General features: G+C 44.5%; 14 protein-coding genes and 1 pseudogene. 2 read left to right on the plus strand and 13 right to left on the minus strand.

All coding sequences use genetic code 11. From position 1 onward, the window contains the following. Positions 1 to 6: 6 nt before the first annotated feature. The 4 genes from T325_RS04355 to T325_RS04370 form a co-directional block, all read right to left on the minus strand. Entirely contained in the window at positions 7 to 1,587 is a 1,581-nt protein-coding gene (locus T325_RS04355) for a S41 family peptidase (protein ID WP_036910743.1), read from the minus strand. Further along, the gene (locus T325_RS04360; RefSeq protein WP_091766597.1) at positions 1,580 to 3,532 is read right to left on the minus strand and encodes a DNA topoisomerase IV subunit B; all 1,953 of its coding nucleotides are present in this window, start codon (positions 3,530 to 3,532) and stop codon (positions 1,580 to 1,582) included. The genes T325_RS04355 and T325_RS04360 overlap by 8 nt, the downstream gene beginning before the upstream one ends. Before the next feature lie 7 nt (positions 3,533 to 3,539). Then, the gene (locus T325_RS04365; protein ID WP_036910744.1) at positions 3,540 to 4,694 is read right to left on the minus strand and encodes a GNAT family N-acetyltransferase; all 1,155 of its coding nucleotides are present in this window, start codon (positions 4,692 to 4,694) and stop codon (positions 3,540 to 3,542) included. A gap of 69 nt (positions 4,695 to 4,763) precedes the next feature. Beyond that, positions 4,764 to 5,927 (minus strand): THUMP-like domain-containing protein, encoded by a 1,164-nt coding sequence (locus T325_RS04370; RefSeq protein WP_036910746.1) that lies wholly within the window; start codon positions 5,925 to 5,927, stop codon positions 4,764 to 4,766. A gap of 109 nt (positions 5,928 to 6,036) precedes the next feature. Between T325_RS04370 and T325_RS04375 the strand changes: the two genes are divergently transcribed. Both T325_RS04375 and T325_RS04380 read left to right on the plus strand, forming a co-directional pair. After that, positions 6,037 to 6,516: an RNA polymerase sigma factor gene (locus T325_RS04375; protein WP_036910877.1), complete on the plus strand. Its 480-nt coding sequence runs from the start codon at positions 6,037 to 6,039 to the stop codon at positions 6,514 to 6,516. Positions 6,517 to 6,529: 13 nt separating this feature from the next. Then, complete coding sequence (locus T325_RS04380) at positions 6,530 to 7,111, plus strand: hypothetical protein (protein ID WP_143058316.1); 582 nt, start codon at positions 6,530 to 6,532, stop codon at positions 7,109 to 7,111. A gap of 9 nt (positions 7,112 to 7,120) precedes the next feature. On the opposite strand, the gene T325_RS04385 is transcribed toward T325_RS04380, so the two are convergent. The 9 genes and pseudogenes from T325_RS04385 to T325_RS04420 all read right to left on the minus strand — a co-directional run. Further along, positions 7,121 to 8,053, minus strand: coding sequence for a DMT family transporter (locus tag T325_RS04385; protein ID WP_036910750.1), 933 nt, complete (start codon positions 8,051 to 8,053; stop codon positions 7,121 to 7,123). A gap of 23 nt (positions 8,054 to 8,076) precedes the next feature. Further along, a complete protein-coding gene (gene murQ, locus T325_RS04390; RefSeq protein WP_036910752.1) occupies positions 8,077 to 8,886 on the minus strand; it encodes an N-acetylmuramic acid 6-phosphate etherase in 810 nt (269 codons plus the stop codon). 43 nt (positions 8,887 to 8,929) lie between these two features. After that, positions 8,930 to 9,802: a DMT family transporter gene (locus T325_RS04395; protein ID WP_036910754.1), complete on the minus strand. Its 873-nt coding sequence runs from the start codon at positions 9,800 to 9,802 to the stop codon at positions 8,930 to 8,932. After that, the gene (locus T325_RS04400; protein WP_036910757.1) at positions 9,799 to 10,092 is read right to left on the minus strand and encodes a DUF4298 domain-containing protein; all 294 of its coding nucleotides are present in this window, start codon (positions 10,090 to 10,092) and stop codon (positions 9,799 to 9,801) included. The genes T325_RS04395 and T325_RS04400 overlap by 4 nt, the downstream gene beginning before the upstream one ends. A 15-nt stretch (positions 10,093 to 10,107) precedes the next feature. After that, positions 10,108 to 10,563, minus strand: a complete 456-nt coding sequence (gene bcp / locus T325_RS04405; RefSeq protein ID WP_036910759.1) for a thioredoxin-dependent thiol peroxidase — start codon at positions 10,561 to 10,563, stop codon at positions 10,108 to 10,110. Beyond that, the gene (locus T325_RS04410) at positions 10,560 to 10,898 is read right to left on the minus strand and encodes a TfoX/Sxy family protein (RefSeq protein ID WP_036910761.1); all 339 of its coding nucleotides are present in this window, start codon (positions 10,896 to 10,898) and stop codon (positions 10,560 to 10,562) included. The genes bcp and T325_RS04410 overlap by 4 nt, the downstream gene beginning before the upstream one ends. After that, positions 10,888 to 11,472, minus strand: coding sequence for a superoxide dismutase (locus T325_RS04415; RefSeq protein ID WP_036910763.1), 585 nt, complete (start codon positions 11,470 to 11,472; stop codon positions 10,888 to 10,890). The genes T325_RS04410 and T325_RS04415 overlap by 11 nt, the downstream gene beginning before the upstream one ends. Positions 11,473 to 11,714: 242 nt before the next feature. Beyond that, positions 11,715 to 11,972: a winged helix-turn-helix domain-containing protein gene (locus tag T325_RS12905; RefSeq protein ID WP_255327768.1), complete on the minus strand. Its 258-nt coding sequence runs from the start codon at positions 11,970 to 11,972 to the stop codon at positions 11,715 to 11,717. 24 nt (positions 11,973 to 11,996) lie between these two features. Continuing rightward, positions 11,997 to 13,682, minus strand: a pseudogene (locus T325_RS04420) (Na/Pi cotransporter family protein); the annotation flags it as partial. Positions 13,683 to 13,808: the final 126 nt, after the last annotated feature.

Below are 13,808 nucleotides of genomic sequence, written 5' to 3' on the forward strand. Positions count from 1 at the left end.
ATGTCTTTATTTCTCTATCACCTCTAAAGCTTTCTTTACCATCTCACTATTCTCGTTGAAAACAGAGAAATACTCGCTCATATCCCAAATATCGCGAGCGATCAAGGCCTTTAACTGCACACATAGATATGAGAGAGTCTTTTCAAGTTCAGCCTCATCATTTGGCTTAACACCTTGCTTCTCTCCTTCAGAAATGATAGAATCAAGGAGTTGCTGAGGCACTTCGAACTGCTCTTTAAACTCAGCAAACGATGTCCAACGCTTCTTCAGTTCCTTACGATGGTTATCAACATAGCGCAGATTCTGCTGAATGACAATGCCCTTTGCCGCCAACTCCCGATGGAATCGGGTATAAATAGTCGTATCGAGCGGAACAAACTCATCAGGAACGATGCCTCCACCGCCATAAACCGCACGGTGCTGACGCAGAGTCTCGTATTTCAAAGAATCAACGAAATGAATGCTATCGGCATTGGTCAACTCACCACTCTTCAAACGATTAAGCATATCCATAGCATAATCTTTCGAGTCCCCTTTCTTATAAGGCTTCTGAATGCAGCGACCAGAAGGGGTATAATAGTGAGCAATCGTCAGACGAATCATAGAACCATCAGGCAAATCGACAGGACGCTGAACAAGCCCCTTACCAAAGGTACGACGACCAACCACAATACCGCGGTCCTGATCCTGAATAGCACCCGTGACGATCTCAGCAGCCGAAGCAGTATAGCCGTCGACTAGCACAACTATCTTACCTTTTAGGAATGCGCCATTGCCATCGGCCTTATAATCGGTACGAGGTACTTTCAAACCCTCTGTATAGACAATCAGATCATCACGCTGCAGAAACTCGTTGGCAATATCAACCGCTGCTTTTAAATACCCACCTCCATTCTCCTGGAGATCAAGAATCAGACTGGTCATTCCAGCGTCACGAAGCTGCTTAAGACGCTCCATAAATTCCTTATAGGTTGTGGCGCCAAAACTGCCAATTCGGATATATCCGATATTGGGTCGAATCATATAGGCGGCATCAACGGACTTAACTGGGATTTTAGCACGGGTAACGGTGAACTTTAGTCGGTCCTTAATGCCTTGGCGAACGACCCCAAGACGAACCTTCGTTCCTTTTGGGCCACGCAGACGCTTCATAATTTCCTCTTTCGACATCTTCACACCTGCAATGGCTGTATCATTTACAGATACAATACGATCGCCAGCAATGATACCGACCTTCTCCGAAGGGCCGTTAGTAACTGGCTGGATAACTAAAAGCGTATCCTCAATCATATTAAACTGTACACCGATGCCTTCAAAGTTGCCATTAAGCGGCTCATTTAGTTCTTTGACCTCTTTGGGCGTGGCATAGGTGGAATGAGGATCAAGTTTCTCCAACATACCACGAATGGCATCCTCAACCAATTTCTTTTCATCAACACTGTCGACATAAAGATTGTTAATGGCTATCTCAGCATATTGTAACTTGCGCAAAGGACTGTCATCATTCTGCCCAATACGAAACTGAGCAGAAACAGAAAGAGCAAACAGCAACAAAGGTGCTATAAACAAGTTTGTTTTCTTATTCATATATGTCTTCTTCTGGGCGGTCCTCCTCTACCACAAGGTTATCAATGATAAAGTTCTGACGCTCCATCGTGTTCTTACCCATATAATATTCAAGAAGTTTCTGAACCTGATCGGTCTTATGAAGTGTCACCTGTTCCAAACGCATATCAGGACCTATAAAAGCTGCGAATTCATCGGGAGAAATCTCACCAAGACCTTTAAATCGGGTAATCTCGGGATCTGGCCCTAACTCATTAATGGCAGTCATACGTTCTTCATCGCTGTAGCAATAACGAGTGATGAAATCACTTCTTTTATCGTTTTTCGCATCAGCATCGGCAAGAACCTTCTTATTCTTAATCTTTGTACGACGATTACGGACACGGAACAAGGGCGTCTGCAAAACATAGACATGACCTTTTTTTATCAACTCAGGGAAGAACTGGAGGAAGAAAGTGATGGTAAGCAAACGGATATGCATACCATCGACATCAGCATCGGTAGCCACAATCACCTTATTATATCTCAGGGAGTCAAGACCATCTTCAATATCCAAGGCAGCCTGAAGCAGATTAAATTCCTCGTTCTCATATACTACCTTTTTCGTCAATCCGAAAGAGTTCAGGGGTTTACCTCGAAGCGAAAATACGGCTTGTGTATTCACATCGCGGCTCTTCGTGATACTTCCACTGGCAGAATCACCCTCTGTGATGAAAATGCACGATTCTTCTTTGCGGTCGTTCTTCACATCGCTGAAATGAATACGACAATCACGCAGTTTACGATTATGTAGGTTGGCTTTCTTGGCTCGTTCACGTGCCAGTTTGGTGACACCTGCCATCGCCTTGCGCTCTCGCTCACTTTCCTTAATCTTATTTTCTATCACCTCAGCCACATCCTGATGGATATGCAGATAGTTGTCGACCTCCTGTTTTATAAAGTCTCCAACATACTTATTGATGCTTACCCCGCCAGGAGCCATCGTCAGTGAACCAAGCTTAATCTTTGTCTGACTTTCGAACATAGGTTCCTCAACATTAAGGGCAATAGCAGCCACGATACCTGTACGGATATCACCATACTCATATTTCCCGAAGAAATCGCGAATAGTTCGGGCTATATGCTCTTTAAAAGCACTCTGATGAGTTCCACCCTGAGTAGTGTGCTGGCCGTTGACGAAAGAATAATACTCCTCACCATACTGATTAGAATGGGTAAAGGCAATCTCGATATCCTCACCCTGCAAATGGATAATAGGATAAAGAGCCTCATTGGTCATTCGGTCTTTCAACAGGTCTTCCAAACCATGACGGGAAAGAATACGACGACCATTGTACATAATGGCCAAACCCGTATTAAGGTAAGTATAGTTTCGAAGCATATTCTCCACAATCTCATCGTGGAAAGAGTAATTCAGAAACAGCGTATTATCAGGTTCAAAGAATATGTATGTTCCATTCTCATCCTGAGAATTCTCGGTAACGTCGCTGGTCATCTCGCCTTTTTCGAAAGTGGCCTTACGTACCTTACCATCACGATAGCTGCGCACCTCGAAATGAGAGCTCAAGGCGTTTACGGCTTTCACGCCGACACCATTCAGGCCAACTGACTTCTTAAAGGCTTTTGAGTCGTATTTACCCCCCGTATTCAGCACAGATACGGCTTCAATCATCTTACCCTGAGGAATACCACGGCCATAGTCACGCACTGAAACACGCAGATTTTCATCAATAGTAACCTCAATTCGATCACCAGCCTTCATCTTAAACTCATCAATCGAGTTGTCGATAACTTCTTTTAGCAACACATAGATGCCATCTTCTGGCAATGAGCCGTCGCCAAGGCGGCCGATGTACATACCTGGACGGGTACGCACATGTTCCATATCACTTAGATGACGAATATTCTCATCGTCATACTGTACTTGTTCGTTCTGTTTACCAATGATGTTATTATCTTCTGCCATAGCTTATTTATAGTTTCTTCAGATAGCAACGACGACGCTTATGCTGATGGTGCTCCAGATACTGCCACTGGCTCTGCACCTTCTCGTTGGTCTCCATCTCTACATTAGTCTCACCCCATTTGAAACCATACTTCTGATATCTCGGTATCAGGTCGTAGAACAGCAAAGCATTAGCCCCCTTCTGCTGATATTCGGGTAAGACACCCACAAGCATCAAGTCGACACACTCTGCCTTATGGAATTTCAGAGCACGAAGGCAATGCCACCACCCCAATGGCCACAGACGGCCTTTGCGACACTTCTGTAAGGCGCGCGTCATTGAAGTAATGGAGATACCCACACCAATTATATCATGGCCAGGCGTATTCCAATCTTCTATCAGACAGACCAGGTTCATATCAAGCATGGGGAAATACATCTTCAAATACTCATCAATCTGCGCTTCTGTCATTTGTGAATAACCATACAGGTTCCCAAAGGTCTTGTTAATGACCTCAAGCACCTTACGGCCTACCTGTTCCTTGCCAAACACCTGACTACGTTTCGGATGTGTAGGATGCAGGTTATAACGCTTCATGACCAATTCTGCAACTTTCTTGAATTTATCGGGCATTCCCTCTTCGGGTACAATGACCTTATACTCTACGTAATCATTATCTTTCTCCCATCCGCCCATCTGCTCAATATGCTTGGGATAATAGGGATAATTATATATAGTAGCCATGGTTCCCATCTGATCAAATCCATCAATCAGCATGCCTTCTGGATCCATATCAGTAAAGCCAAGAGGACCAATAATCTCTGTCATTCCCTTCTGACGGCCCCACTCCTCAACGGCATTGAACAAAGCCCTGCTTACCTCTATATCGTCAATGAAATCAACCCATCCAAAGCGAACGCTTTTACGCTCCCATCGCTCATTGGCACGATGGTTGATAATTGCGGCTATACGACCAACAAGTTTACCATTCTTATAAGCCAAGAAATATTCAGCCTCGCAGAACTCAAAAGCCGCATTCTTATCCTTGCTTAACGTGTGCATATCATCACTAAAAAGATTGGGCGCATCAAACAGATTGCCCTTATACAAGTCATGATGAAAGTCGATGAAGTCTCTCAGACCTTTTTTGTCTGCTACCTTCTTAATCTCAACTGATGACATATTTCAATGTTATTGTTAAAGCTTTAAAACGATGCAAAGATACTTAAAAAGGCGCAAATAACAAAATTATTAAGATTTTTTACGGCAAACAAAAAGCTGATGCCCTCCGTTTGCTACTGTCGTTGCAAAAATATAAACATCACCACCTTCCTTTAATTTTAACCGCTTTCGAAGAGCGGCTACTGATAGCGGAAAATTACGCACGGCAATATTTGCTTTATCAAAACCTGCGAGTACTTTCTTCAGTTCGCGCTTGTTCATAGAGGCCTGATGTTCAATGACAAATTGGCGACCCGGGAAATGCGTCTTTTCTTTGTCGGAAACAAACAAATGGCTATTCTTGTCAAGTTGGGCAACACCAAACCGTTGCTCCAACAACTCAAAACAACCTGCCTTCATGATTGAGGCGTTTGGCTCATACAAGTATCGGAACTCCTGCGGCAAAGCAGGCACATCGCTAACATGACTGTCTGCAGGGCGATAATCAAACACCTCACCATTGTTCACACAGAACACACTCAGCGACTTTTCTTCCTTTGATAGAACAAGCAACAGCTCCTTGCATTCATTATCAACTGAAACGATATGCACTTCGTTCACCTTTCCCAAATCAGCAACAGCCTTGCGCCAATCAAGCATTGGAGATAGTTTCACCATGACGCGATCTGCCTTTTCCAACATTTCATCGCGCATTTCCAATACATTTGGGGTACAGTCGGCAATTCCGTAAGTACGGCCACCATGTTCATCCCTCCTAGCTGGATCAATAAACAGCAGATTGACATGCGACAGCTGATGCAAGTACTCCACCCCATCGCCACAAACAACCTCAATCTGTTTCAAGCCTAAAGATTTATAATTTGCTGACGAAATCGCACAAAGGGATTCTTGACGCTCCACATGGACAGCCCGCTGAAATCCTTTTGCTATAAAAGCTATGTCGACTCCAAAACCTGCTGTAAGATCAACCATAAACTGGCCTTTACCTGCAATAGCCGATTTATACAAAGCCGTTTGCTCACTTGAACATTGCTCCATCGATAAATGAGATGGATATATTATATCATCATTTGCTGCCCATGAGGGCAATTTCAAACGTGCCTTCTGTCTGCCTGCAATCTGTTCAAGAGCATAAGGAAGATTTACCTCAGGAACCTTCGTTCCCCGAAGTGCCAGCTGTCGGACATCGTCATCTGCATGCTGACGAATAAAGTCGAGTGTCTCAGAATTCATTATTTTCAGCTATTACGGCTACAAAATTAGACAATTATTTCCAAGTTCGTGTAGTTTTTCGTAACTTTGTTGCGTCAAATGGGTGAAGTTTCAAAAAACAGATGAGACAATGAATGTTTTAGAACGACAGTTTGCGCAAACCGTTAAAGAGCATAAAAGCACGATCTACACCGTGTGCTACATGTTCTCTAAAGATGTCGACGAAGTAAACGACCTGTTCCAAGAGGTACTAGTCAATCTGTGGAAAGGCTTCGAGAGCTTCGAGCATCGCAGCGACATCAAGACGTGGATTTATCGCGTTGCTCTTAATACCTGTATCTCTATAGACAGGAAGAAGAAGCGCGCCGCATCTGCTAAGGTCTCAATGGACATCAATCTCTTTGAAGACTGCGACGAGGATACTCGTCAAGTGGACATGCTCCACAAACGCATATCTAAACTGCAGCCTTTCGATCGTGCAATTGTCCTACTCTGGCTTGAGAATCTCTCTTACGAGGAAATCGGACAGATCGTAGGTATATCCACGAAAAACGTCAGTGTCCGTCTGTACAGAATCAGAGAGCAATTAAAACAAATGTCAAACGATTAAAACCTATCCCATTATGAACAACAATTTCGAGTTAGATAGCATGCGCCAGCAGATGGACACACTAAAAAAGAAGCTGGACGAACAGGAGATTGTGAACGACAAGCTGATTCACAACTCAATGAGAAAAAACGCCCATTTCATCAGCCTCCGCTACTATATTACTATTGCCATTGGCCTGTTGATGATCCCTTATTCATATTGGTGCTTTATCAAGACCATAGGACTTTCGCAGGCTTTCTGGATTGGGACAAGTGTTTTCATGCTAATCTGCGTTGTGGCTACATATTATAATTGTAGAAATCTAAACAACTTTGATCTCACGAAAAGCAATCTGTTGAATGTCAGCAAGAGAATGGCCCGCGCCAAGAAGTTCGATAGTAGTTGGCTTTTTTTCGGTATCCCTGCTGTCATTCTCTGGTTTGCCTGGTTAGTTTATGAAGTTTACCAAATTTCTACCGCATCAACGGTTTTACTAATTGCCGGCTTCATCGGTGTTATTATTGGTGCTATCATTGGTTTTTCTCTTTATTTTAAAACCCAACGAAAATACCAGGAGATTATAGACCAGATAAAGGATCTTACCGCAGAGGATTGAATCAGCCAATTATCCTAAGAAGAACAGGCTGACACCAACAACAGAGATGATTGCGCCCAAAACGGCTCGCCAAGTAATCTTTTCGTGGAAGAGCCAGTATGACGGAAGAAGAATAATGATAGGGGTCATCGCCATCAATGTAGAGGCAATACCCGCAGCAGTATATTGGACAGCCATTAACGAGAAACCAACACCTACAAAAGGCCCAAAAATCGTCGTTGCCGTAGCAACAGCCATACCTTTACAATCATGTATGGCATCACGTAAATCCCCCATTTTACCACGGAAATACAACAATAACGTAAAACCAATGATGCCTGCTATACAACGATAGAAATTTGCACTGAACGGTACCAGCCACTCTGGTATACCCGCTTCAGCCAATGCGGCAGCTTCATAATGATCCATGCCTATCTTACTCAACACCAAACCTATACCTTGACACAAGGCCGCACCTATAGCAAAGAGCACACCATTAAGAGGCAAGCGCAATGATATCTTATGACGCTCCCCACGTCCAAGCACAGAAATACCAATACCAAGAAGCGTCACAAGCATAGCCATAACACTCATGGGCTTCATCTGCTGTCCTAATGTTATCCAAGCCATCAATGCTGCCGCCAATGGAGCAAGGGTCATAAAGAGCTGACCATAACGAGAGCCAATAATAATATAACATTGGAAAAGGCAGAAATCGCCAATGACATAGCCTATAAGTCCTGACAAGAGCATCCATCCACAGGCCTCCGACGAGGCCCCTGCGGGCAACGGATTACCAGTTATAACCCCAAAAAGCACCAATGAAAATACCAATGCCAAAGCCATTCGCAACACATTAAGCGTCAGATTGCCTAAACGCTTACTACCAAACTCACTTAATAATGCCGTAGCCGTCCATGAAAAGGCTACACCTATTGATATTAGTTCACCTATATATGTCATTGTTAAGTCTATCCCTAACTATATTATGTCATCGACAATGCTTCATCTACACTCCCTGCTTCCAACAAACGCTGTTGAGCCTCCTCATAGCTTAAGCCCAAAATCTCTTGCAGCATTCGTGTCCCACGATCTACAAGCTTAGCATTTGTCAACTGCATCTTAACCATACGATTACCCAGAACGCGACCAAGTCGTATCATCAGTGTTGTAGAAATCATATTCAATACCATTTTCTGGGCCGTTCCGCTCTTCATTCGGCTGGAACCTGTCACGAATTCCGGGCCAACGATTGTTTCTATCGGGAAATCAACTTCCTTGGCTAAAGGCGTATCAGGGTTGCTCGTTATACAGCCAGTTAACAGTCCGTTTTGCTTTGCCAACCTCACAGCCCCTATCACATAGGGCGTCGTTCCTGATGCCGCGATACCCAACACCGTGTCATTAATGGTTGGATGATGGACCTGTAGGTCTTTCCATCCTTGTTCAGAGATGTCCTCAGCTTTCTCAACAGCATGGCGCAGAGCACGATCACCACCAGCAATGATACCCATTACCCAAGTGTCTGGCACACCAAAAGTTGGAGGCAATTCACTAGCATCCAACACGCCCAATCGCCCACTGGTACCAGCTCCTATATAAAATAGTCTACCACCTTGTTTCATCCGCATCTCTATAGCTTTCACCAATGCTTCTATCTGAGGTATCGCATTCTTTACAGAATCGGCCACACGGCAGTCTTCTTCGTTGATGTGCTGCAACAACTCCAAGACCGACATCTGCTCCAGATTATCGAAGCGCGACGGTTGTTCAGTGATCTTCTTCTTAATCTCCACGGCTGCAAAATTACAACTATTATTTGAGAAAATAGCAACTATATCATGTTTTTCGCCATACTCGTTTCGTCTGAAGGAGAACACTAAGCAGAATAAGACAAATACCTATATAGAAGGAGAAGTTAATCTCTCGTCCTTCACCAAAGATGAGGAAAGCCAAAACAATAGTATAGCAGGGCTCTAGATTATACGTCAAATTAACGGTGAAGGCCGAGAGGCGTTTCAAAGCCTGAATCTGTAACAGATACATGCCAACGGTGCAGAACAAAGCATGACAGAGCATAAACCAAAGGTTTGTATCTTCAGGAACGACAACGACTGGTTGCTGACTGGGGAAAACTAAGAGATAGAAAGGGATAATGACCGAGACAGCAATAAGCCCACCTGACATTTGGTACATCAGTACCGTGCGACTTCGTACACCCACACTGGCCTTTTTGTTACAAATGGCATAGAGAGCGCAGACAGCCGAGGACGCAATACCAATTGTGATGCCATAACGATAGCGAGCATCAAGAGAGAAAATACAAAGCACACCAGCCACCGTTATCAACGAGAACAAAAGTTCGACGCCTGATATACGCCTCTTATAAATCAGAGGTTCGAAGAGTGCAGTAAAGAAGCCGATAAGCGAGAAACAAATGACACCTATCGAAACATTAGAGGCCTTGATACTGCCATAGAACAGCATCCAATGAACCCCTAACAGCGCACCACAGCCACAGAGCTGAAGAAATTTACGCCATCCTATCCTTGGCAGACCAGTAAAGACTAACAGTATCAGGCTTGTAAAAAGCATGCGATACCACACAATATCTACCTCGTTTAATGTAATCAATCGTCCGAACAAGCCTGTGAAGCCAGCCAGAAGCACACTCAAGTGCAGTTGGACAAATCCTCTTCTCGTTTCAGTCATCGATCTCTCTGAGTTGATTTAATTCTACAATTAAGTTCTCGCGCATCCGACAATAGATTCCAGATACCATCCTCAGAAAGCACGCCACGTTTGAGGTCTACAGGCAAGAGACCTGCCTCATCATCGGCATAATCTTGTTTCCATTCCTCACTGCCATAATACGCGTCGAGGACCCTGATATCTTTCTGCACCGCAGCATACTTTTCCAAAGCCGCGGATAACTCTATCACTGCAGCAGCGGCTCTTTCCAGCCGCTGCTCCATTTGTTTGATTCGTTCTATCTGTTCCATGTTACCAGACTGAAATTAAGAGATCTGCAGTATCTGTTCTGCGTGCTCCTTGGTTTTCACCTGTTTTCCTGAGAATATATGCTCAATGATACCCTCCTCATTAATAAGAAAAGTGGTACGAATGGTACCCATGATTTTCTTGCCATACATCGATTTTTCACCCCAAGCACCCATTGCTTCTAACAAAGTGTGGTTTATATCGGCAATCAACGGAAAAGGCAATTCGTGTTTATCCTTGAACTTAGTATGTGAGGCAGCAGAATCCTTGCTCACACCCACAACCTCATAGCCTGCTCCCTGAAGTTCATCATAATGGTCTCTCAAGCTACACGCCTCTGCCGTGCAACCACTGGTATTGTCCTTGGGATAAAAATACAATACCAACTTCCTTCCGCGATAATCACTCAGACGTATCTCACGGCCCTGTTCATCCTTGCCCAGTATCTCTGGCGCCTTATCTCCAATTTTCATAATCCTTTTTTGTCTTTTCGATTCCTTTTCGGCTTTGGTTCTGGCAGAGCCTTACACGTCTCATAAACGATGAGAGATATATAGTCACGGTCATCAACATCGCCAATATAAAAGTAATCCCTGGCGCCCTCATATGGCGGACGCATATCAACTATACGCAGCAACGGGCGAACGGTTTCCGTGGGTTTCAGATAAAAGCAATCGTCACAAATAAGACCGAAGATTTTACCGTTACAATAGATGCCATAATCACCAAACATCTTCTTTACCGTAATATCACCAGCCTTTGCACACTGATCAACAATATACTGCACGAAGTCGGAACTACTTGCCATAACGTTTTGAAATAACATCCCAATCCATAATCTGCCATAGAGCTGCAAGATGGTTGGGACGGCGATTCTGATAATCGAGATAGTAGGCATGTTCCCAAACGTCGAACGTCAGCAGGGGGGTGAGACCCTTCTGAACAGGATTGGCCGCATTCGGCTCCTGGGTAATAACCAGTTTCCCATCCTTATCAGCAGAGAGCCATACCCAGCCACTACCAAAAAGCGTAGCACCCGCCTTTTGGAACTCTTCCTTGAATGCCTCAAACGATCCAAAGTCGCGTGTGATAGCCTTTGCCAAAGCACCAAACGGCTCTGCCTCTGAAGGCTTGGCAAATTGTCCGAAGTATAGCTCATGATTCAATATCTGACCTGCATTATTCAACAGTCCACCAGATGCCTTACAGACTATTTCTTCCAGCGTAGCATTCTCAAAACCACTACCTTCCAGCAATCCATTCAGATTGTTCACATAAGCCGCCAAATGCTTTCCGTGATGGAAACCAATAGTTTCGCGACTAATCACTGGCTCTAACGCCTCTGGTGCATACGGCAGCACCATCAATTTAAATTTTTCCATACCTTTCAATTATTTTGTGATTGTGGGTACAAATATACATCTTTTTTCGCATCTTTGCAATCATAATAACCAAAAAAGAACGAATTATAAAGAAAAAACTTTCCTAACTATGCTTGCAGGACATCTAACAGCATGTAGTGGCACATTAACCATTGACAATACCCGCATCAGAATATTGATCTGCAAATTCAACTGGGTGAAGCAGGTTCAAAAAGGGAACATCTCACATCATTGGGATTCTTTTACTCAAAAACATACCCAAAACCTTGTCGGCTAGTAATGTTCGAAGCATAGGGACCAAGTTTTTTACGGAGGCGGGTGATATGGACGTTAATGGTTCGCTCCGTAACAATGACACCAGTCCATACATCATCCATCAGTTGCTGGCGGGAAAGGACGGTTCCACGATGCATAAGAAGCAGGGAAAGGAGATCGAACTCGGTACGAGTAAGACTAATGGGAATGCCGTCGACAACAACAGTCTTGCGGTCGAGGTTCATCTGCAGACCACGAAACGTAAGATAGCGCTTACCAAGACGGGCCTCAACGACATTCATCACATAATCACCCAGTTTTTCGCAGTCGGCAATGATATCGGTATAAAGAGATCCAAGGGCATAGCTGTATTCGTGTGCCATAGCGTCTCTAGAAACCTCGCCCTTTAGACGGTCGCGCAGGGCATTGATGTCGCGTTCGATGTCTTGCGAGGCACTAATGCTAAGATCGTCGCGTCGTCCACTCACCACGACCAACATCTGCGTCATGGCCTCGTTGACTAAACGGAACATATCGTGGAGGTTGGCATACTGTTGAGGTGTGAAATCCTGACGACTATCATGACGGTGCTGGATTGTGCGGGCTATCTTGTAGCAGGCATCACCTATAGATTCAAGTTCACCAATCTGTCGGAACATATCGCGTATCTTGGCTTTCGTGTCGTCGGAAAGGTGCTCATTGCCCACACGTTCCAAATAGGCGGCAATTTCAATCTCCATGTTATCGGCGATAGTCTCGTAGTGTTCAATACGTCCATATTGCCGTTCAAATTCTTTTTTGTCCTTTTCATCGAGCAGAGTATGAGTCATGCCAAGCATACGTTGCATGCGCTCTGCAAAATGGACGATTTCCTTCTGTGCCTGAAGCACAGAAATTTCGGGTGTAGACATCAGTCCTCCATCGATAAAGTGAAGCGTCGTTGGCGAAGACTTGTCCATCGTGCTCTCCGGAATCAGCCAACATACCAGTCGCTCCATCTGCGGAATAAAGCCGATGAGGAACACCGTATTGAGGATATTAAAACATGTATGGAACATGGCGAGGACAACGGGTAACCGTTCCGTCTGCGCAACAGCCATCGAATCATAGCCCACAAAGCCACATACCATATCGGCAAATGGATAGAATACAGCGAGCAGCCAAACGACACCAAACACATTGAACAACAGATGGGCCAATGCTGCTCGCCTCGCTGCAATGCCAGCACCAAGGGCTGCAAGGTTGGCTGTAGCCGTAGTTCCGATATTCTCGCCCATCACCAAAGCAATTCCCATATAAACAGGCAGTACGCCCGTAGAACAGAGGAGAATGGTGATGGCCATCACAGCAGCCGACGATTGTACAATACAGGTAATTAGTGTACCGACAGCAAGGAATATCAGGATAGTAAAATAGCTCGATGTATCAAACGACGCGAAGAAGTTCACTACGTCTGCGTTATGTTGCAAGTCCATGTCGCGTCCAACTCCACTCAGCATTACCAGCGACCAGAACAAAAACGCAAGCCCAAAAAGAAAATCACCCACAAATCGGTGGCGCTTCCTATAGATAAGCACCATGCCTATGAGAAATGCTGGAAATACCACATTTGTCAAATCAACATTATAACCTAATGACATAATCCAGGCCGTCAACGTCGTGCCGATGTTCGCACCCATGATAACCGAGATGGCCTGTGCAAGCGAAAGCAGTCCTGCCGACACAAAAGAGACCGTCATTACCGTTGTGGCTGATGACGATTGCACGGCGCAGGTGACAAACACTCCCGTCAACATTCCGCTGAACCGATTCGATGTCATACGTCCGAGAATATGTCGCAGACCTGAGCCCGCTAGTTTCTGTAATGCATCGCTCATCGTTTTCATACCATAAATAAGCAATGCTAACGAACCGAGGAGTCTGAATAGAATTTCAATAGTCATAGTTTTCATCATTCGTTTACAATTACGCCGCAAAGATACAAAGAAATTCTCATATCTTAAGAATTAATGTGATTACAATTTGGTTACAATCATCATTAAACAAAAAAGAGCGCCGCAGACTAGAATCTGCAGCGCTCT

The organism is Prevotella sp. FD3004 (genome assembly GCF_000746155.1).
In the GTDB taxonomy this organism is placed as follows: Bacteria; Bacteroidota; Bacteroidia; order Bacteroidales; family Bacteroidaceae; genus Prevotella.